Annotated in this window: 26 protein-coding genes (1 of these 26 running past the window's edge); 7 read left to right on the top strand and 19 right to left on the bottom strand. The window is 53.2% G+C overall.

Going from position 1 to position 20021, the window contains the following annotated elements; all coding sequences use genetic code 11:
- On the bottom strand, nt 1-105 hold the start of the coding sequence (locus Ga0123462_RS09340; protein ID WP_100266044.1) for a geranylgeranyl reductase family protein. Its footprint begins 1032 nt before the window's first position; 105 of the gene's 1137 nt are visible here — the first part of the coding sequence; the start codon lies at nt 103-105; its stop codon lies off the left edge, out of view.
- 122 nt (nt 106-227) lie between these two features.
- The gene (gene tyrS / locus Ga0123462_RS09345) at nt 228-1412 is read right to left on the bottom strand and encodes a tyrosine--tRNA ligase (protein WP_100266045.1); all 1185 of its coding nucleotides are present in this window, start codon (nt 1410-1412) and stop codon (nt 228-230) included.
- Between the two features lie 187 nt (nt 1413-1599).
- On the opposite strand from tyrS, the gene Ga0123462_RS11390 reads away from it, so the two are divergent.
- From Ga0123462_RS11390 to Ga0123462_RS09365, 4 genes are read left to right on the top strand one after another with little or no spacing between them, the layout of a single operon-like run.
- On the top strand, nt 1600-2238 hold the full coding sequence (locus Ga0123462_RS11390) for a hypothetical protein (RefSeq protein ID WP_157821327.1): 639 nt from the start codon (nt 1600-1602) through the stop codon (nt 2236-2238).
- A 33-nt stretch (nt 2239-2271) separates the two neighbouring features.
- A complete protein-coding gene (locus Ga0123462_RS09355; RefSeq protein WP_100266046.1) occupies nt 2272-3441 on the top strand; it encodes an anhydro-N-acetylmuramic acid kinase in 1170 nt (389 codons plus the stop codon).
- On the top strand, nt 3429-4517 hold the full coding sequence (locus Ga0123462_RS09360) for a metal-dependent hydrolase (protein WP_100266047.1): 1089 nt from the start codon (nt 3429-3431) through the stop codon (nt 4515-4517). The genes Ga0123462_RS09355 and Ga0123462_RS09360 overlap by 13 nt, the downstream gene beginning before the upstream one ends.
- Before the next feature lie 28 nt (nt 4518-4545).
- A complete protein-coding gene (locus Ga0123462_RS09365) occupies nt 4546-5109 on the top strand; it encodes a chalcone isomerase family protein (protein WP_100266048.1) in 564 nt (187 codons plus the stop codon).
- Between the two features lie 68 nt (nt 5110-5177).
- Here Ga0123462_RS09365 and Ga0123462_RS09370 read toward each other — a convergent pair whose 3' ends face one another.
- From Ga0123462_RS09370 to Ga0123462_RS09395, 6 genes are all read right to left on the bottom strand, one after another.
- Entirely contained in the window at nt 5178-5573 is a 396-nt protein-coding gene (locus tag Ga0123462_RS09370) for a CBS domain-containing protein (protein WP_100266049.1), read from the bottom strand.
- An 81-nt stretch (nt 5574-5654) separates the two neighbouring features.
- Nucleotides 5655-6392, bottom strand: coding sequence for a tRNA pseudouridine(65) synthase TruC (gene truC, locus Ga0123462_RS09375; RefSeq protein ID WP_100266050.1), 738 nt, complete (start codon nt 6390-6392; stop codon nt 5655-5657).
- 13 nt (nt 6393-6405) lie between these two features.
- Nucleotides 6406-7572, bottom strand: coding sequence for a murein transglycosylase A (gene mltA / locus Ga0123462_RS09380; RefSeq protein ID WP_232726436.1), 1167 nt, complete (start codon nt 7570-7572; stop codon nt 6406-6408).
- 36 nt (nt 7573-7608) lie between these two features.
- Entirely contained in the window at nt 7609-8871 is a 1263-nt protein-coding gene (locus Ga0123462_RS09385; RefSeq protein WP_100266051.1) for an AmpG family muropeptide MFS transporter, read from the bottom strand.
- Between the two features lie 145 nt (nt 8872-9016).
- Nucleotides 9017-9307 (bottom strand): hypothetical protein, encoded by a 291-nt coding sequence (locus tag Ga0123462_RS09390; RefSeq protein ID WP_100266052.1) that lies wholly within the window; start codon nt 9305-9307, stop codon nt 9017-9019.
- A 75-nt stretch (nt 9308-9382) separates the two neighbouring features.
- Nucleotides 9383-9952 carry a YceI family protein gene (locus Ga0123462_RS09395; protein ID WP_100266053.1) on the bottom strand — a complete coding sequence of 190 codons (570 nt, stop codon included), beginning with the start codon at nt 9950-9952 and terminating at the stop codon, nt 9383-9385.
- 153 nt (nt 9953-10105) lie between these two features.
- Here Ga0123462_RS09395 and Ga0123462_RS09400 point away from each other — a divergent pair, with 153 nt between their 5' ends.
- Together Ga0123462_RS09400 and rnhA are read left to right on the top strand one after the other, a co-directional pair.
- Nucleotides 10106-11200, top strand: coding sequence for a mechanosensitive ion channel family protein (locus tag Ga0123462_RS09400; RefSeq protein WP_100266054.1), 1095 nt, complete (start codon nt 10106-10108; stop codon nt 11198-11200).
- Nucleotides 11201-11313: 113 nt separating this feature from the next.
- Nucleotides 11314-11751 carry a ribonuclease HI gene (gene rnhA, locus Ga0123462_RS09405; protein WP_100266055.1) on the top strand — a complete coding sequence of 146 codons (438 nt, stop codon included), beginning with the start codon at nt 11314-11316 and terminating at the stop codon, nt 11749-11751.
- Here the strand turns inward: rnhA and Ga0123462_RS09410 are convergent.
- Nucleotides 11730-12902 carry a lipase family alpha/beta hydrolase gene (locus tag Ga0123462_RS09410; protein ID WP_100266056.1) on the bottom strand — a complete coding sequence of 391 codons (1173 nt, stop codon included), beginning with the start codon at nt 12900-12902 and terminating at the stop codon, nt 11730-11732. The genes rnhA and Ga0123462_RS09410 overlap by 22 nt on opposite strands.
- Nucleotides 12903-12976: 74 nt before the next feature.
- Between Ga0123462_RS09410 and Ga0123462_RS09415 the strand changes: the two genes are divergently transcribed.
- A complete protein-coding gene (locus tag Ga0123462_RS09415) occupies nt 12977-13537 on the top strand; it encodes a septation protein A (protein WP_100266057.1) in 561 nt (186 codons plus the stop codon).
- A gap of 52 nt (nt 13538-13589) precedes the next feature.
- On the opposite strand, the gene Ga0123462_RS09420 is transcribed toward Ga0123462_RS09415, so the two are convergent.
- The 10 genes from Ga0123462_RS09420 to secY form a co-directional block, all read right to left on the bottom strand.
- Entirely contained in the window at nt 13590-14453 is an 864-nt protein-coding gene (locus Ga0123462_RS09420; RefSeq protein WP_100266058.1) for a GAF domain-containing protein, read from the bottom strand.
- A 294-nt stretch (nt 14454-14747) separates the two neighbouring features.
- A complete protein-coding gene (rplQ, locus tag Ga0123462_RS09425; RefSeq protein WP_100266059.1) occupies nt 14748-15137 on the bottom strand; it encodes a 50S ribosomal protein L17 in 390 nt (129 codons plus the stop codon).
- Nucleotides 15138-15170: 33 nt separating this feature from the next.
- Entirely contained in the window at nt 15171-16148 is a 978-nt protein-coding gene (locus Ga0123462_RS09430; protein WP_100266060.1) for a DNA-directed RNA polymerase subunit alpha, read from the bottom strand.
- A gap of 17 nt (nt 16149-16165) precedes the next feature.
- On the bottom strand, nt 16166-16795 hold the full coding sequence (gene rpsD, locus Ga0123462_RS09435) for a 30S ribosomal protein S4 (RefSeq protein WP_100266061.1): 630 nt from the start codon (nt 16793-16795) through the stop codon (nt 16166-16168).
- Between the two features lie 11 nt (nt 16796-16806).
- Complete coding sequence (gene rpsK, locus Ga0123462_RS09440) at nt 16807-17217, bottom strand: 30S ribosomal protein S11 (RefSeq protein WP_100266062.1); 411 nt, start codon at nt 17215-17217, stop codon at nt 16807-16809.
- Between the two features lie 11 nt (nt 17218-17228).
- Nucleotides 17229-17597, bottom strand: a complete 369-nt coding sequence (gene rpsM, locus Ga0123462_RS09445) for a 30S ribosomal protein S13 (protein ID WP_100266063.1) — start codon at nt 17595-17597, stop codon at nt 17229-17231.
- 70 nt (nt 17598-17667) lie between these two features.
- On the bottom strand, nt 17668-17781 hold the full coding sequence (gene rpmJ, locus Ga0123462_RS09450; RefSeq protein WP_100266064.1) for a 50S ribosomal protein L36: 114 nt from the start codon (nt 17779-17781) through the stop codon (nt 17668-17670).
- Nucleotides 17782-17840: 59 nt separating this feature from the next.
- Nucleotides 17841-18059 (bottom strand): translation initiation factor IF-1, encoded by a 219-nt coding sequence (gene infA / locus Ga0123462_RS09455; protein ID WP_018288171.1) that lies wholly within the window; start codon nt 18057-18059, stop codon nt 17841-17843.
- Between the two features lie 3 nt (nt 18060-18062).
- Nucleotides 18063-18704 carry an adenylate kinase gene (locus Ga0123462_RS09460; RefSeq protein WP_100266065.1) on the bottom strand — a complete coding sequence of 214 codons (642 nt, stop codon included), beginning with the start codon at nt 18702-18704 and terminating at the stop codon, nt 18063-18065.
- Nucleotides 18704-20017, bottom strand: a complete 1314-nt coding sequence (gene secY / locus Ga0123462_RS09465) for a preprotein translocase subunit SecY (RefSeq protein ID WP_100266066.1) — start codon at nt 20015-20017, stop codon at nt 18704-18706. The genes Ga0123462_RS09460 and secY overlap by 1 nt, the downstream gene beginning before the upstream one ends.
- Nucleotides 20018-20021: the final 4 nt, after the last annotated feature.

The following is a 20021-nucleotide window of genomic DNA, read 5'->3' on the forward strand; positions in this document are numbered from 1 at the left end:
ATCCTTTTCTATCAGGGCGACCGAAATACCTTGCAGGGCAAGTTCCCGTGCTGCAGTCGCGCCTGCAGGCCCGGTTCCGACCACGGCGACATCATAGACAGTCATCTCCCCTCCCCTTCAGTCATGGATAGACACGCATTACTATTAGACCATTTCCCGGGAAAACAGAACCCAATACCGCAATGGTTACATAAACAGGTGCAGGGCAACCTTATAGCCGCCTGATATTAGCTGACGGTAAGGTTGATGAATTTGCGCTTGCCGAGCTTGAGCAGGTAGGGCCCGCCAGGCTTCAGCTGATAATCTTTATCAACCACCTTTTCGCCATCAATGGATAGGGCATTCTGTTTGACCATGCGGATCGCCTCGCCGTTTGAGGAGGTCATGCCTGACTGCGTCAATGCCCGGATAATCCAGAGTAGCCCGTTCTCGGATTCCAGTGTTACATCCGGCACATCGTCCGGAATCTCATTGCGGGCGAACTGTGCCTCGAAACCGTTGCGAGCCGTCTCCCCCGCTCCCTCACCGTGAAACCGCTCCACGATGGTGGCAGCCAGCCGCTTCTTGGCCTCCATCGGATGCATTGCTTTAACCTCATCAAGATCTATATCGGTCAGTAGCTCATAGTACTTATACATCAGATCGTCGGAGATACTCATCAACTTACCGAACTGCTCTTTGGCCGGTTCCGCCACACCAACATAGTTGTCCAGCGATTTAGACATCTTGTTGACGCCATCCAGCCCTTCCAGCAGCGGCATGGTCAATATTACCTGCTGCGGCTTGCCGTAAGCATCCTGCAACTGCCGCCCCATCAACAGGTTGAATTTCTGGTCGTTGCCACCCAGCTCGACGTCGGCATCAAGTGCCACCGAGTCATAGCCCTGCACAAGCGGATAGAGGAATTCATGGATAGCGATCGACTGACCGCCCTTATAACGCTTCTCAAAATCATCACGCTCCAGCATGCGTGCGACAGTGGCCTTGCCTGCAATACGGATCAGGTCGGCGGCAGTCAGATTTCCCAGCCACTCGGAGTTGAAGCGCACCTCGGTATGTTTCGGGTCGAGAATCTTGAACACCTGTTCTTTGTAGGTTTCTGCATTAAGCAGCACCTCATCATGGGTCAACGGCGGACGGGTTTCATTCTTGCCGGTTGGATCACCAATCGTGCCGGTAAAGTCGCCGATCAGGAACACAACGGTATGGCCGCAATGCTGGAACTGGCGCAGCTTCTCGATCAGAACGGTATGACCCAGATGCAGGTCTGGCGCAGTCGGATCAAAGCCCGCTTTTACGCGCAGCGGACGCCCCTCTTTGGCGGCCGCCTTAAGCTTCTCCTCCAGACCACCGGCCGGTAAAATCTCCAGCGTACCGCGACTGAGCAATTCCATCTGTTCCTGAACTTTCATACCCACCTCTGATGATTCGGATGCGAATCATGGCAAATTCCAGACGCCACCGCTACCGCAGAGGCCGTATCTTTTCACTTCGTGGATATCGGGCTGGCAACTGACCGAGTGCGTGCTATTCTAACATCATCGCGCAAGAGGGTTTTCGCCAAACTGAGACGAAACCCATATTATATATAATATGCAGATGCCAAAGGAGATTGAGATGAGCACCAAAAGCACCGAAGAACAAATCACTGAAACCGCTGAAGCAGAAGTAAAACTGGAAAAACCCAGCGAAGACTCCTGCAAATCAAGTGGCGCCTGCCGGCCACACACCTCCCTCTACCTCTCTGTGGTTGCCATCCTGCTCGCCGCTTACGCCGCCATTGTCGCTGGTAAGAATCCGGCTGTACCCGACGCCGAGACTCGCATCAGCGGTCTGGAAAGCAGCGTGCAAGGGTTAAGTGACCAGATCGCTGCGCTCGGCAAGGATGTTGAAAGCAATCGCGACAATCTGATCCAGAACCAGCTGAAAAAGGCACTGCTCAACATCCAGGAGGTCAGTGGCCTGGCCAAGGATGAGGCGAAGGCGGCAATCGCTGAAGCTGAGAAGATTCTATCTGGCCTGACATCGGCCGCAGCCACTCCGGCCCCTGAACCTGAAGCTGCCCCTGCTGAAGAGCCTGCTGCCGAAGCTGCCCCTGAAACTGCAGTCGAAACTCCCGCAGAGGAACCTGCCTCTACAGAAGCAATCCCCGCTGAGTCAGCAACACCTTCTGCCGAAGCTCCAGCCGCCGATCCTGAGACGACTGCCCCGGCCACGCCTGAAGCTCAGGCATTTTAAGAGGGAATCTGCGGCAGCCTGAAAGCAGCAACCATGAGAACAGACCATCAGCTCTTTATCGGTATCATGTCCGGCACCTCTGCCGACGGCATTGATATTGCAATTGCCCGCATGGATCATTTGCCGGGTAGTCGCATGGAACTGATCCAGTTCTCAGAGTACCCCATGCCGGAGAAACTGCGCGAGCCGATTCTCCGGCTCGCGGCTCCCGGCCTGAACGAGATCGAACGCATGGGCGAACTTGATCGCGCACTCGGCCACGCTTATGCCGACACGGTGCTGGCCGCGCTACACGGTGTCGGGCTGAAACCTGCGGATATCGCAGTCATCGGCCTGCATGGGCAGACCATCCGCCACCACCCGCGTGCTGAATACCCGTATACCGTTCAGATCGGTTGTGCCGCCACAGTAGCCGAGCGAACGGGCATCACCACCGTCTCCGATTTCCGCAGCCGTGATATTGCTGCAGGCGGTGAAGGTGCACCGCTGGTTCCTTTCTCTCACCACCACCTCTTTGCCCATGAACGTAAAAACATCGCCGTGGTCAATATTGGAGGCATCGCCAATGTCACCTGGCTGGGGCTGGACGGTACCATGATCGGTTTTGACACCGGGCCGGGAAACATGATTATGGACGGCCTGATGCTGACGATCAGCGAGGGGCGCAGCGCCTTTGATCATAACGGCGAGCTTGCCGCCAGCGGCACAGTCTGCGATCCACTGCTTGAAAAGCTGATGCAACACCCATTCCTGCAGCGTAAACCTCCCAAATCCACCGGCCGTGAAGAGTTTGGTGAGGATATTGTTAACCTGATTCTTGGCTGGCCGGACATCTCCGATGCCGATCGCATGGCAACGGCCTGCCAATTCACAGCAGATTCGATCGAGAACAGCCTTAACTACATGCCGGTAGAGCCGGCCAGATGGCTTGTCTGCGGCGGCGGGGTTAGAAACGGGCATCTGATGAGCCTTCTGAAAAGGCAGCTTGCCCCTGCCCGGGTGACCACAACCGACGTGGAGGATATTCCACCCCAGGCGGTCGAAGCACTCTGTTTTGCCATCCTTGCACGCCAGACCCTGATGGGGGAACCCAATACGCTCTGCGAGGTAACCGGTGCCGCCCATGCCGTATGCGGCGGCCAGATTACACCAGGCAAGAACTGGCAGGAACTTTTGCAAGCCATCCCTGCATGGATCCGGTAACCCACGCCATTTCCGGGGCAGCACTTGCCCGTGCCATCCCCAAACATCACCTGCCGCCACTGCAGCTTATCTTCCTCATCCTTCTCACCATGGCACCGGATGCCGACATCGTGCTTCGCCTCTTCTCTGAGACAACCTACCTGCTGCACCACAGAGGCCTGACCCACTCCATTCTGCTGATACCACTCTGGGCCTGGCTGATCTTCACCCTCTCATCCCGGCGCATCAGGGAGAACCCTTCTATGCCCTGGTTGATAGGAGCGGCCCTATCAATGCACATCTTCCTCGACCTGATCACCACCTTCGGCACGATGATCATGGCACCCCTTAGTGACTGGCGCGCCAGCCTCGACCTTGTGTTTATCATCGACCCCTTCTTCAGCGCACTGATACTGATACCGCTGCTGCTGGGGCTGATCTGGAAAGGGCAGAAGCGAAAAATGGGGATTCTCAGTCTTCTGCTGATGTGCGGCTATCTGGCACTTACCTACAGTAACCAGCAACAGGCGATCAACCTGACACGCAACGCGCATCCGGATGCGGCAAGTTATAACGCCATGCCACTCGCATTCTCTCCGTACCACTGGCAGCTGATCGCCATCTATCCGGATCGCTACGCCCGTGCCTCCGTCAATCTGAAACCCGGATTTTCCGGCAGCCGCACTCTTGTCGACGAATCATTCGCCAATGGCATGATTTCAACATCAATGAGCAGCCCGGACCATATTGAGTGGCAGGAGTTACCGGCGATGCAGTCGGTCGCAGGATGGGATGCGCTGCCCGGCACGGAATTTTATGCCTGGTTTTCCAGCTATCCGGTACTGCTTGATAGAGGCGAAGATCATATCGACTTCGGCGATCTGGCCTTCGGCAGCGGAGCTCCGGGAGTTCGTCCCGCCTTCCAGCTGCATATCGATATGTCCGGATCATCTGACGGTAACGGCTCAGCCATGGCCGCCCATGCAGCGGAAAGAACGAAACCACGCGCATGGCTGATCTGGCGCAACAACCGACGCACAGAACTGACGCACGCATCCGTCCCTTTCAGCTGGCTGCATGAGTTTGGTACTGATTAAATAGCTGTCGTGACTTTTGGAGGTCGCCATGAAAAAAACAATACCGCTGCTGTTTGTCGTCCTGCTCCCCATCCCCTTTCACGTTACCGCTGTCGAAATTGGCGGCGTTAATGTGCCTGAATCGGTGCAGGTAGAAAATAATACCCTGCAGCTGAACGGGGCCGGCATCCGCACCAAATTCTTTTTCGATATCTATGTTGCAGCGCTCTACCTCGAAGAGAAGAGCAAGAGCGCCGAAGCAATCCTGGATAGCAAGAGCACGAAACGCATCTCAATGCAGTTCATTTATGGCGAGGTGGAGGCCGAAAAGATGACTGACGGCTGGAACCGGGGCTTTGAGAAACATCACTCAGAGAAAGAGATGGCCGCTCTGCGCGACCGTCTGAACCGGTTCAACAGCTTCTTTGCCGACGCCCATAAGGGCGATCTGATCACTTACGACTTTCTTTCGGACGGCTCAACCGTCACGCAGATCAAGGGTGAAACAAAAGGAACGATTCCCGGATTCGATTTCCAGAAAGCCCTCATATCCGTCTGGCTCGGTTCAAAACCCGCCGACAAAAACCTGAAACAGGCCCTCTTGAGTCACTAGTTAAACAACGTTTAGCCCAAAACCGAATATTCAAAGACAAGAACGTATATGGCTGCCAGCGTCGCTACCTAAAGCGTCCTTAAAACATCTCGCCAGCTAATGATTCCAACAGGCCTGCGCTCACCATCAACAACAGGTATACAGGAGATGTTGTGCTTGTTGAAAATTTCAATGGCATCATAAATCGTCGCATCTGGCCCTAAAGTAACAGGCTTTCTGCTCATGATCAGGTGCGCTCGTTTATTGAGTATGGCTGCATCTCCGGCCGATTCAAATGCAGTTCCAACCCCGGGACTTAAGATCTTCAGCAGATCCCTGTCAGAGATCACGCCAAACAACCGTTCTTTTTCAACCACGAGCAGGTGATGGAATTTTGAAGTGTCAAAAATCATTTTGACTTTTCTCAGCGAATCATACGCATCGACTACGACAACATTTTTGCTCATGATTGCTTCTACGTTCATGACTCCCTCAATCTGCTGTAAGCTGGCGATTCGCGCACCTGGATGTTTCGCGTCTTATCTTCCCACATACTTCCGCAGGTCTCAATAGGGATGAGCAATACAAGCCCTGCCCCACCCCAACAGATCGACAACATTTGAGAAGCTGTCTTCCAGCGGAGCATGAATCGTGATCTGTTCACCGGTTTCGGGATGGGGGAAATTGAGACTTGTTGCAGCAAGAAGAAGGCGGCGGCAGTTAAAGTGGTTGCGAAAAAAGGTGTTCTGCCTGCCGTCGCCGTGGGTCGTATCGCCGACAATGGGATGGAAAATGTGCTTCATGTGTCGGCGAATCTGGTGCTTGCGGCCGGTTTTGGGGGTTATGGATAACAGAGAATAGCGAGCTGTATCGTATCGCCCGACGGCATTAGGCAGCTCCACTGTCGCCAGCCGGCAGTATTGCGTGACTGCATCCTGCGCTGGTTTATTGGAGTCCGCTTTTTGATCACTCTTTTTATCGAGTTCCTCTTTCAGAGGATAGTCGATGATGCCCTGCTCTTCCGTATAGCCACGGACCACCGCCAGATACTCCTTACTTACCATTCCGGCACAGAACAAGTCGCCCACTTTGCGAGCTGTTTCAGAATTCAGGGCAAAAAGAAGAACACCCGAGGTGGGTTTATCCAGCCGGTGCAGCGGCCAGACATGCTGGCCGATCTGATCGCGCACCATCTGCATCGCAAAACGGGTTTCGTGTTTGTCGATCATTGAGCGATGTACGAGAAGGCCGGCCGGCTTGTTGATCGCAATAAGCCACTCATCCCGGTAGAGGATATCCAGCATTTCTGTTAAGGACTCAACGTGAAGCGGTATTGATTGTCGGGGTGATGCCGTTCGGAAAGAAGACCCACATGCGCCCCTGCTGCTTCATGCTGCCGGCATATTTACCGGCCTCCTCGCCAAAGCCCCAGAAGAAGTCGCCGCGGATTGTGCCTTTGATCGCACCACCCACATCCTGCGCCAGCATCAACCGGTTTAGCGGCTTATCCGAACCAGGCCATGTGGTGGAAAGGTATACAGGCATGCCCAGTGGAATGGTGCGGCGATCGACAGCCATGCTATAGCCGGCCGTTAGCGGAACACCCATGGCGCCAACTGCCGAACTGAGTGATTCCGGCATTTCGCGAAAAAAGACATAACTGGGATTGTGATAGAGCAACTCTTTCAATCGAGCAGGGTTGTCGACACCCCACTGGCGAATGCGCTGCATCGAGGCCTGATGGACAGTCATCTCCCCCATCTCTACCAGTCGCTTGCCGATAGAGTTGTAGGGGTGGCCGTTCTGATTGGCATAACCGAGCTTAACGATAGAGCCATCCGGCATCTGTACGCGGCCGGAACCCTGCACCTGAAGAAAGAAAAGACCTATCTCATCATCAACCCAGAGAATCTCCTTACCGGCCGGAGGATGCTCGCTGTCGATGGCTGCGCGATCATGGTACGGCACCACGCGCTTACCTTCTACGCGGCCGCGAAGCCGCTTTCCCTTCAGCTCGGGATAGAGTTCGGCAAGGTCGATGATCAACAGATCGTCCGGCTCGCCATAAATAGGGAACCGGAAACGCCCGGTTTTCTCGCGGCTGCCATAGAGCAGCGGCTCATAGTACCCGGTGATCAACCCATGATCGCTTCCATCGCCATTCTTCAGCTGCCACGGTGTAAAATGACTCTCGAAAAAGGTGCGAACTGCATCATTATTGTCGATATCGAGTAGCCCAGCCTCAGCGCAGATCTGCTGCCACTGTTCCCTGCGCTTCAGTGATACACACCCAGCCCTGAGTGCCTCAAGTGAAGACACCAGTGCAACCTGACCCCACTCAGGAAGTGTTCGCCAGTCGCTTTTGATATAAGCAGGCTGCTGTTCAACTTTTTCAGGTGCTTTCTCCACCCTCTTGGAGGGACAGGCCGTCAACAGCAGGGCAAGCACCGGCATCAGCCAGAAAGAAGATATCTTCATTGTCATCTTGCGGCCAAATCTGACACAGATGACCATATCTGCTCAATCATTGGCCAGCACCCTCCCTTCACCATGCCAGGGGGCGACCTTGAACAGCAGCAACATGCCGGGCACTGCCAGAGCTGCGCAGAGCAGGAAGAAGTCAGTCCAGCCGAATGTTTCTACCAGCCAGCCTACACCGGCATTGATAAAAGTGCGTGGCACGGCAGCGAGGCTCGTGAAGAGGGCAAACTGCGTTGCCGTGTAAGCGGGATGGGTGGAGCGGGCAATAAATGCCACAAACGCGGCTGTGCCAACGCCAACACCGAACGCCTCCATACCGATTACTATAGCGAGACTGGTAAGCTCTACCGCTCCGATTGTGGCCTGAGCCCCCAGAGATGCGAGCCAGGCAAAGCCGAAGATCGTGCCAAGCTGTACAAAGCCGAAAACCCAGAGAGCCCGGTTTATGCCGATTTTCACCATCCAGAGGCCACCCAACAGCCCACCGATAACAGAGGGCCAGAGGCCTGCATTCTTGGCAATCAGGCCGATATCGGTTTTCGAATATCCCATATCAAGATAAAACGGTGTGGCAAGTGCAGTACACATGCTGTCACCGAGTTTGTATAAAAAGATAAAGAGAAGAACTGTCACAGCACTCTGCCAGCCGGCACGACCTATGAACTCATAAAATGGTTCGGTGACCGCCTCTTTCAGCGTTTTAGGAACCACCGCAATATCCGGCTCCTTGACCAGCAGGCTCATCACCATGCCCGGCAACATGAACAGTGCTGTAATGATGAACACCGTACTCCAGGCCAGATGATCGGCAAGAATCAGGGAGAGTGACCCCGGCACCAGTCCCGCCACCCGATAGGCATTGATGTGTACCGAGTTGCCGAGTCCAAGTTCGATATCGGCAAGGATCTCGCGCCTATAGGCATCGAGCGCGATATCCTGTGTGGCGGAAAGCAGTGCCAACAAGGTACAGAAGAGGGCGATCATCGAAAGATCTGTCTGTGGCGAGAATCCCCCCATGGCTGCAATCACGAACAGAAGAAGAGTCTGGGTGATCAGCATCCAGCCCCGGCGGCGCCCCAGCACAGGCACGACATAGCGGTCCAGCAGCGGTGACCAGATAAACTTCCATGTGTAAGGGAACTGGATCAGTGCAAACAGGCCGATGGTGGTCAAATCCACCTGCTCACTCCGCAGCCATGCGGGAACCAGATTGATCAACAGGTAGAGCGGCAGGCCTGAGGCAAAACCGGTAAATATGCAGATGAGCATGTTACGGGTGAACAGCTGTTGAAAAACGCTCATTGAGTAATCAGGTGCCCCTCTGCCGTGTTCTGTTCAGATTACCAGAAGATAACGGGGCTTGCTGTCATAATCCATCAGCAGAGTTGACGATACCCTGCCTGCCTGAAGAAGGCCTATATGATAGTAATCAGAATGTGATTGATATTCAGGGAATCAGCGGGCCGTCAAGGAATGCAAGGTCATCCCATACCGCAGATGGACGCCCTTCCGCATCCCGGAACTTGAGATTCTGTCGCCTCGGTACCAGACGGCGCGCGCGACCGAAACTATCCTCCTGCACATCGCAGGCAATATCAGCGGAGATAATTAGCAGCCCCTCTTCGTGCAGCAGGTCGGTCACTTCGTACTGTTCATCAAGATAACGTACCGGCCGCCCGATCAGACCAACCATCTCTTTGTGATCATCGATCATCATCTGCAAAAGGTGAATATTCATGACCATTCTCCTGTTCCAAGGACATCTACAGGATAGAAAAGCGCTCCTGCCGAGTCAATCTCGGGCATCATAGCGCTATCGGGTGAAAATCAGGTGAAAGTTGACCGGCACGACACGGGCAATGCCTGGAAGGTTTGCCACCTGACGCAACGCCTCAATGCCTCCCTCCATTTCAAAATCGCCCGCTTTCACAATCACCGGCTGACGACTGGCCACCAGCAGCCGCTCATCCCCCAGCTTTACCACATCCACTTCGGCAGCAAGTGTCTGCCTGACACCATGCAGGTTCAGGGCCAATGGAAGCGTAGCGGAGATACGCTCACCCGCCTTCAAATTGTCGTATGCAATGGCTGACAGATCGGCTTTGATGGATGCCGAACTGAAACGGGCCACCTCAAACAGCATTGATCGCATTCGCTCATTGCGGATATCAATGCCGGATTCAATCGATGCGAGATCGATCAGAAGAAAGCCAGCCTTGCCTTCTATAGAGCCGGATAAAGCCGTGAAATGGTGCACTTCGGCAACACTCTCCTTCTTAACCGATACAAAATTGATGTCGGAAGCGGTTCCATCCAGTTTCATGGAGCCCGCCCACAGCGTCGCCGGCAACATCATCAAAGCCAGCAGCATTATATATCTCATATTAACTCCTGTTACGGTTTCAGATCTGGAAAATATGCCCGCAAAGATAAATCAGGTTTATGAACCATTCATGAATCATACCAATCCTTCTGCCTCCCTGCGGTGGAGCCTGCCATTTTTTCAGTTACACTTGCTGATTAGAAGGAGATGCGCATGCAAGATATCTGGATCGAGCTGACCACCACCACATTCCTGGAAATTCCATTGTCTCGCTGGATGCTGACTGCCGTTGCTCTGTTTATCACTGTTGTCGGCCAACGACTTGTACTTTCGGCATTCCGTGTTCTGGCACAGCGCCTTGCGCTGAAAACCACCACCAAACTGGATGATGTCCTTTTAAATGCCGCTGAACGCCCTGTCAGCCTTCTGGTTCTCGTAATCGGCATTCTTGTCGCCGTTCACCTGCTCAGCCCTCCGGCCGAAATCTTCCCGCTTGTCGAACTTGCCAATAACGTCGGCCGGGTTGTCTCCATTGTCATTGGCTCCTGGTTTGTCTGGCGTCTGGTTGACGGGTTATCTGCCTACTTCACGGAGCGGGCCAAGGAGACCGCCTCTTCACTGGACGATCAGCTGGTGCCGTTTATCGGAAAGACGATGAAGATTTTCCTCGTCCTGACTGCCGTGCTGATGGTGGCTCAGAACATGGGTTACTCGATCTCCGGCCTTCTCGCATCGCTCGGTATCGGTGGCATAGCTGTCGCAATGGCCGCCAAGGATACGATCGCCAACGTATTCGGTTCAATCATGATTCTGGTTGATCGCCCTTTTACGGTCGGCGACTGGATCAAGGCATCAGAGTTCGAGGGTGTGGTTGAGGAGGTGGGGTTCCGCTCCACCAAAATCCGTACGTTTGAAAAGACGCTGGTCAATGTCCCCAATTCATCGCTTGCCAATATGGTGATCGATAACATCGATGCCCGCCATGTGCGTCGCATCAAGATGCGCATTGGCCTGACCTACAGCACCACCCCTAAGCAGATGGATCAGGCTATCAAAGGCATCGAAACGATTTTGAAGAATCACCCGGGTGTTGATCAGGAGTATATGCTGGTGAAATTCGACGAATTTGCCGACTCCTCCCTCTCCATATTCCTCTACTACTTCTCCGCCAGCAAAGTATGGGAGGAGTACCTGCAGGTCCGCCAAGAGGTGAACATGCAGATCATGGAGCTGCTTGAAAGCATGGAACTGGAGTTTGCCTTCCCGAGCCGTACCGTTTACCTGCATCAGGAAGGGCCTGTTGCGTAACCTGCAGGTTGTAGCCTGGCCCCAGGCTCTACTGACCTGCAAACACTTTGACCCGATGTTCCGAGTGGTGCGCAAATGATTGTATCGGCAGCCTGTAGCTCCATAATTGCCGCATGAGAAAACCTGTAGTAGAGGCATACACTGATGGCGCCTGTTCTGGCAATCCGGGACCCGGTGGCTGGGGTGTTTTGCTACGCATGGGCAAGCATGAGAAAGAGTTAAAGGGCGGCGAAGCGGCAACCACCAATCAGCAGATGGAGCTCCAGGCGGCAGTAGAAGCGCTGAAAGCACTTACCAAGCCATGCCGCATCACCATCCACTCCGACTCCAAGTATGTCGTGCAGGGAATGAATGAGTGGATCCACAACTGGAAAAAGAAGGGGTGGAAAACTGCCGGTAAAAAGCCGGTTTCAAACCTTGAGCGCTGGCAGGAGCTGGATACGCTGGCCGCCAAACATGAAGTAACCTGGCAGTGGGTCAAGGGACATTCAGGACACCCGGAAAACGAACGTGCTGATGAGCTGGCGCGTCAGGGCATTCCTGTCGGCTGAGTCTCGTCTTTAGCAGGCTCGTCTTCGATTGATGCCGGTTTCGGGTCAAGGTCAACCAGCTTCAGGGTGACCGGCAGAGAACCTTTCATCAGCTCATCCGCTGAAAGCAGCACCGGTTCAAGCCCCCCATATCGCATAAATGCGTAATAGTTTCCTGACTCAAGCTCTTCAATAATGGCGGTTTTCTCCCCCGGCTTGCTGTAGAGACCTGAACGCAGTTTGCAGCAGAGTCTAAAGTTCTCGTTGGGAATTCCGCGGGCATTATAGGACTTGAAGTTAGCCTCGGTGAGCTTTGACTCCTCGCCACCGACCTTGAAGCGCATCCACACATCTCTTCTGTCAGGCATGGGCTGAGCCTGGGGAATCTCTCCCGTAGAGAGAAACCTGATAGCAACGGGGTTCTCATCAAACTGCTTCGCCAGAGTATGATGATCTCCCTTCATCTCAAGGTTACTCGCCCATGGGAGATAGGCCGAAGAGGTGGAGACCACCAGGTCGGCCTGTAGCAGCGACTCTTTGGCGGCATAGAGATTCAGCACTTCAACGCCATCGAGCTCACTGCCCATCAGGCTGTTCAGCTGCCAGAGAAAGTCACTTCCCGGCTTGATCTCAGTCGCCTGAATATTCCCTTCGGGAGCCATGCCTCCGACGCTGACCAGCACCTGAGCCAGGTTTGTGCCGAAGTGCGGCGTTGCAAGGAATAGCACCCGCCTTACCGGATGGCTGGCATGGTGCGACAGGTATTGTCGAACCAGCAATCCGCCCATGCTATGGGCCACGATATCGACTTCTGGGTACGGGGCAAGATAGCGGTCGAGCTGCTCCTCAAGCACTTCAAGCGGAGGATAGCGGTTGGCAAAAAAGCCCGTGCGGTAGGTAAACAGGATGATGTCACGGCCCAACCTCTGTTCCAGCTCAAGCAATTTCTCGGGAACAGGCCAGGTAAACTCTCCGCCATTCCAGCCATGTACCAGCACCAGCGGAGGTGCATCTGGGTATGAGGTCTGGAAAAGCACCTCGCTCTTTTCCCATACGCTCCACAAATCTTCTACGACCTGTCGGTCAGACTTCGTGGCACATGCTGAAAGCAGCAGTGACAGCATCACGATGATAAACCTGTTAAATAAACGGCCGTTACAAAGCATGTTCATAATTATTCCCGATAATAGCTTCAGTGCCAACCTCAGGCTTGGCAACTGCGCCCGGCTGTGGTCGGATTAACGATATGAAAATGTTCTTCGATTTTTTACCCGTATTGCTCTTCTTCATCGCTTACAAGATGTACGATATCTATCTCGCAACCGGCGTTCTGATTGCCGCCTCTTTCGTCCAGACCGTTGGCCACCGCGTGATCAGGGGACACTTTGAAAAGGCTCACGTAATTACGCTCGCACTCGTGGCGCTTTTCGGCGGCCTGACCATCGCCCTTCAGGACGATCTCTTCATCAAGTGGAAACCGACTGCAATTAACTGGCTATTCGCCGTTGTGTTTATCGGTTCGCAATTTATCGGGGAGAAAACCATCATCGAGCGCATGATGGGCGGAAATTTATCCCTTCCGCGCATGGTTTGGATGAAGCTGAATGTAGCATGGGCGATCTTCTTTATCATTCTCGGAGCCCTGAATATCTATGTTGCCTTCTCGTTTGATACTGACACATGGGTAAACTTCAAACTCTTCGGCCTCATGGGACTTACCTTCCTGTTCATTATCGCCCAGAGCCTTTTCCTCGTTCCCCACCTTAAGGATTCGCAAACAGAGGATAATGACTCAACAACCAGCTAACTGAACAGCTGCCACCGACAAAGACACGCTTTAGTGGGAACCTGTTGATTCATTATCGGTCGACTCTGTGAATAATGAAAAGCAGCAGGTTGAAATTCATAACGCTTACCCAGAGAAGGTCTAAACGGGCAACGAACTCAACGTGACGGCGGGTTAGGAAGCTCATTTCTTCGCTGAACCTTCCCTCGGCGATAGCTTGCTTTTTTGCTGTCTCTATCACATCAACGGAACGATTCCCATCTGGCTGCAGTTCCGGCATAAAGTCAGATGGATTCGTACCGATCAGTTCACTCTTATTACTAAGTTGCAGTAATTTCAGTGCGGCCGGATTACAGTCAACATAACCGGACATGTCGTACACGAGAATTGCGTAGGGTGAAGCGTTAAAATAAGCCAAATATTTTAGTTTATCCAATATATGACCAAGTGAATCCTCTCTTCTGGCTCGTTCAGTCTCAGCCAGATGCCTCAGATCAAGTTCGATGATCTCCTTAAGCAACTCCATAAGTTCCACATTATCTCTGGCCTTGGGATTATCCTTCCTGTCCAGTATACACACTGTTCCAAACGGTTCCCCGTCAGGCCATTCGATCGGCAATCCAAGATAACACACCATTCCCAGCTTGATATCCGGATTATGATCCCACTCAGGGGATTTCATGGCATCAGGTACATGCAGCTGTTCATGGGTGGCCATCACCGTTTCACAGTAGAGCCCTGTATCCAGACTGGCTCTCTCACCAGATTCATAAGGATTGCCTGCTGAGTTACTTGAAACAAACACCTCAATTTCAGGCGGAATGACACGCATAATCAATGCTGCAGGAAAACCGGAAGATTTCGCCAGAATATCGGTAAGCTTCTGCCACTTGCTGCGCAGAAAATCAGGTACTTCAGGTTTGCTCGGATAAGACATCGCTACCCCTATGTCTGTATTATAGCATACCAGTTCGGGGTTAGGTTTAAGTCTTGTAGCAATCGTATTGCACCTTGTCGACAAGCAACCCGTTATAGCCATTCAAAGATAGTCAGAGTGCAACGGCGAGAGTATCAGCCGGTGGCGGCAGATATATTCGTAGCGGAGAATCAAGAAGGACTGTAACGGATACCTGTTACCAACCGGAATGAGACATTCGAGCCGATATCCAGGGGATAAAATAAAAAGGCCCCGCAATGCGGAGCCTTTATGATAGTGCTTGGCTGGGAAAGCTTACGCTTCTGCAGCCTCACCGGTAGAAGTTTCGATGGTGTCGACCAGCTCGATGATAGCCATCGGGGAAGCATCACCAGCGCGGAAGCCGGTCTTCACGATACGGGTATAACCACCGGCACGGTCGGAGCAGGCAGCCGCAACATCACCGAAAAGACGATCAACGATCGGACGGTAACGCAGCTTTGAAAGCGCCTGACGGCGGGCATGCAGATCGCCACGCTTGGCCAGAGTGATCAGTTTCTCTGCATATGGACGCAGGGCACGCGCCTTGGCTTCAGTTGTTTCAATGCGGCCATGGGTCAGCAGTGCAGTTGCCAGATTAGCCATCAGCGCACGGCGATGTCCGGTAGGCAGGCCCAAAGAACCATGATGTTTACGATGTCTCATCTCTCGTATCCTCTATTAAATCTATCGATCGATTCAGCTGTCGAGCGAATCGTTGGCATCCTGGGGTGGCCAGTTTTCCAGCTTCATTCCCAGTTCAAGGCCCATGTTTTCAAGTACTTCTTTGATCTCGTTCAGCGATTTGCGGCCGAAGTTCGGTGTGCGCAGCATCTCCTGCTCGCTGCGCTGAACCAGGTCACCTACGCGGAACACGTCATCCGACTTCAGGCAGTTCATGGAACGTACTGAAAGGTCAAGGTGCTCAATCGGTTGTGCAAGCAGATCATCAAGGCCGTCGTCTGCAGCTTCTGCAGGTGCAGCCTTGTCGATTGCAGAGAAGTCAACGAATACAGCCAGCTGCTGCTCAAGAATAGCTGCTGCTGCATTGATCGCCTCTTCCGGCGTCAATGATCCGTTGGTTTCAATCTCCATGATCAGCTTATCATAGTCGGTACGCTGACCAACTCGGGCACCCTCAACACGGGTTGCAACACGGCGGATCGGAGAGTAGGAGGCGTCAATCAGCAGTGAGCCGACAGCACGTTCATCAACTTCACGCTCTGATGCCGGATCATAACCACGACCCTTTTCCACCTTTCCTTCGCACTTCAGTCGACCATCGTCATTCAGGTGAGCAATCACCAGTTCAGGATTCAGAACCATAACACCTGCAGGGCACTGGATATCCGCAGCAGTCACAATGGCAGGACCCTTGATGTCGAGGGAAATGTTAACGGTATCGTCACTTTCCATACGGATATCGAGCTCTTTCAGAGTCAGGATGATATCCATTACATCTTCACGAACACCCTTAATGGTGTCGTACTCGTGAGTCACACCATCAAAAATGACGGACGTAACGGCAGCTCCAGGAAGAGATGAGAGCAGCATGCGACGCAGGCTGTTACCGATTGTGGTACCATAACCACGCTCGAGTGGCTCAAACTCGATCTTGGCAGAACGGCCGGCTACTTTCTCTTCAATAGTGATATTACGTGGATTGATCAACTGCATCTGACGGCCCTCAGTGATTACTTGGAATAAAGTTCGACAATCAGCTGCTCACGGATACCCGCATCAAGCTGATCGCGAGCTGGCAGTTCACGGAATGTTCCCTGACGGCTAGGAAGATCAACGTCCATCCACTCAGCAGTGCCACGGCTACCAGCAGCTTCAGCAGCAGCGTTTACACGCAGGTGCTCCTTGGCAGCGTCAGCCAGCTCCAAGCGGGCACCCAAAGGCACACGAATAGAAGGAATGTTTGCAACGTGTCCGTTGAGCTTGACCAGATTATGACGAACAATCTGACGCGCCTCAGTACGTGATGAAGCCAGCCCCATGCGATAGACGACATTGTCCAGACGGGACTCGATCAGCTGCAGCAGGTTCAGACCTGTTACACCAGGCATGCGGTCAGCATCCTTGAAGTAGCTGCGGAACTGCTTTTCCTGCAGGCCGTAGATACGCTTAACTTTCTGTTTTTCGCGAAGCTGCAGACCATAGTCGGAGACCTTGGAGCGACGGTTCTGACCGTGCATACCAGGTGCATATGGACGACGCTCGATCGGACACTTGTCCGAGTAGCATTTACCACCCTTAAGATACAGCTTCTCGCCTTCACGCCTGCACAGGCGGCATTTGGCTTCCAGATAACGTGCCATGAATAATACTCCTAAACGCGGCGCCGCTTAGGCGGGCGGCATCCATTATGTGGAATTGGGGTAACATCGCGAATCGATGTAACATTGATACCAACGGCAGAGATTGCACGCAGTGCAGACTCGCGGCCGTTGCCTGGTCCACGAACCAGAACTGAACAGTTCTTTACGCCATGATCCATCGCCTTACGTGCAGCATCTTCTGCAGCAACCTGAGCGGCGAACGGTGTGCTCTTACGTGAACCCTTGAAGCCAGCGCCACCACTGGTTGCCCAGCAGATGGAGTTACCCGCTTCATCGGTAAAGGTAATGATTGTGTTGTTAAAGCTAGCCTTGATATGAGCCACAGCGTTGGCAACGTTCTTGCGAACGCGTTTCTTGCCAACGGGAGCCTTAGCAGCTTTTCCTTTTTTAGGTGCAGCCATCGTTTATCCCCTTACTTCTTCTTGCCGGCTACTGTACGGCGCGGACCTTTGCGCGTACGGGCATTGGTTTTGCTTCGCTGACCACGAACGGGCAGCCCCTTGCGGTGACGAAGGCCACGATAGCATCCAAGGTCTGTAAGACGCTTGATGTTCATGGTCACTTCACGACGCAGGTCGCCCTCAACCGTGAACTCTGCATCAATTACAGTACGGATCTTGGCGACGTCATCATCACTCAAATCTTTCACTCGCGTGTCAGCGTCGATCCCTGCCTTGGCGAGGATCTCCCTTGAGCTGGTCGACCCAATACCAAAGATATAGGTGAGCGCTACTTCAATACGCTTCTGAGTCGGAATATTTACACCCGAAATACGAGCCACTTCTTGCCTCCTTAGGCCTTAAGAAAAAGGGCGCGAACCATAGCCATTCGGCTTGCCTCGCGCAACTGCCTTAACCCTGACGCTGTTTATGACGTGCGTTCTCGCAAATAATGCGGACTACGCCTTTACGACGAATCACACGACACTTGTTACACATTTTCTTGACTGATGCACGGACTTTCACGCCTGCACCTCCTCAAATTCTGCATTAACCGGTAACCCGGTTATTTTTACCGTTACCGGTTATTTTTCGCGGTAGCTGATACGACCACGTGACAGGTCGTATGGAGAGATCTCCACCGTTACCTTGTCGCCAGGAAGAATACGGATGTAGTACTTCCTCATTTTGCCGGAGATGGTGCACAACAGTTCGTGTCCGTTCTCAAGCTTTACTTTGAACATGGCGTTAGGAAGTTTCTCAACCACTTCCCCTGACATTTCAATAATATCTTCTTTCGCCATATTTTAGTTCTCTACCACCTGTTTCAGCACGGCATACACCGCACCCATCTCCCCGGACGCATCGATCTTACTGAAGCCCGCTCTCTCCTGATAGAAACTCAGTAGAGGCGAGGTCTGCTCACGATACACTTCCAAACGGTGAGCAATCACATCTTCCCGATCATCATCCCTCTGGTACAGCTCACCACCGCAGCGGTCGCACTGGCCCGATTTTTGGGGCGGTGAATACTGCCTATGAAATCCAAAACCGCAAGCCCTGCAGATCAATCTCCCGCACAGCCGTTCCAGCAGGTTTTCTTCAGGCGCATCCATGAATACAACATTGTCGACGGTGATGCCATGTCTGGCCAGCATCTCGTCCAGCGCCTTGGCCTGTGGCACATTGCGCGGAAATCCGTCGAGCAGGAAGCCGTCTGCCGCATCACGCATGATCTTCTCTTCGATCATCGCAACGACAACATCATCCGGAACCAGTTTTCCGGCATCCATGAAAGCCTTCGCTTTCAAGCCGGCATCGGTGCCATCACGTACAGCTGCACGAAGAATGTCGCCCATAGCCAGATGCTGGATCCCCTCTTCCGAGGCGAGCTTTTCACCCTGCGTGCCTTTACCAACACCCGGGGGGCCAAAAAGAATCAGGTTCATTACTTGCCGGTTTTCAGACGAGCTTTTTTCATCAGCCCCTCATACTGATGACTCATCAGATGGGACTGAATCTGGCCCATGGTGTCCATGGTCACGACCACGACAATCAGAAGGCTTGTACCACCGAAGTAGAATGGCACTGAGAGGTTTGCAATCAGCCACTCAGGAAGCAGACAGACCAGAGCGACATAAGCAGCTCCGACGACAGTAATACGAGTCAGAACAGAATCCACATACTCGGCAGTTTTCTGACCCGGACGAATACCGGGAATGAAACCGCCATTCTTCTTCAGGTTGTCAGCGGTATCCTTAGGGTTAAAGACAATCGCAGTGTAGAAGAAGCAGAAAAACACAATCAATCCGGTAAACATAGCCATATAGAGCCACGCACCAGGAGAAAGAATCGCGGAGATATCCCCCAGCCATTCGAACCCTTCAGCACCCTTGGTAAACTGCGCAAAAGTAGCAGGCAGCAGGATCAATGAAGATGCGAAGATCGGCGGGATCACGCCAGCAGTATTCACTTTAAGCGGCAGGAATGATGCCTTGCCACCATACATGCGGTTGCCCACCTGACGCTTGGCATACTGAATCGGAATACGGCGCTGCGCACGCTCGAACCAGACCACCAGACCGGTTACGGCAAGCGCCATGGCAAACAGCAGCAGCACGGTAAAGGCGGTATATTCGCCGGTTCTAGCCAGTTCAAGTGTGCCGCCGATTGCAGACGGAAGACCTGCAGCAATACCGGCAAAGATGATCAGCGAAATGCCGTTTCCGATGCCTCGCTCGGTAATCTGCTCACCCAGCCACATCAGGAACATGGTGCCGGTCACCAGTGTGACCACCGTCATGCCACGGAACGCCAGACCGGGATCGATGACCACGCCCTGACCGCCAACAGAGAACTGCTCAAGGCCGATCGAGATTCCGATCGCCTGGAAAGTGGCAAGCACCAGCGTGAAGTAACGCGTGTATTCGGTGATCTTGCGACGGCCTGCCTCACCCTCTTTCTTGAGCTGTTCAAGCTTGGGTGAAACCACGGTCATCAGCTGGATGATAATGGCAGCAGAGATGTAGGGCATAATACCCAGAGCAAAGATCGTCAAACGTGAAAGCGCACCACCGGAAAACATGTCGAACATGCCCAGCAGCGAGCCCTGTGCCTGATTGAAAAACTGGGCGAGAACGGCCGCGTCGATACCCGGAACAGGAATATGCGCGCCGATTCGATAGACGATCAACATTCCCAGGGTAAACAGGATGCGGGATTTCAGCTCGGGAATCTTACCGATATTCCCGAATCCGCCCATTGCT

Origin of the sequence: Mariprofundus ferrinatatus (assembly GCF_002795825.1) — a bacterium.
Classification (GTDB): Bacteria; Pseudomonadota; Zetaproteobacteria; order Mariprofundales; family Mariprofundaceae; genus Mariprofundus; species Mariprofundus ferrinatatus.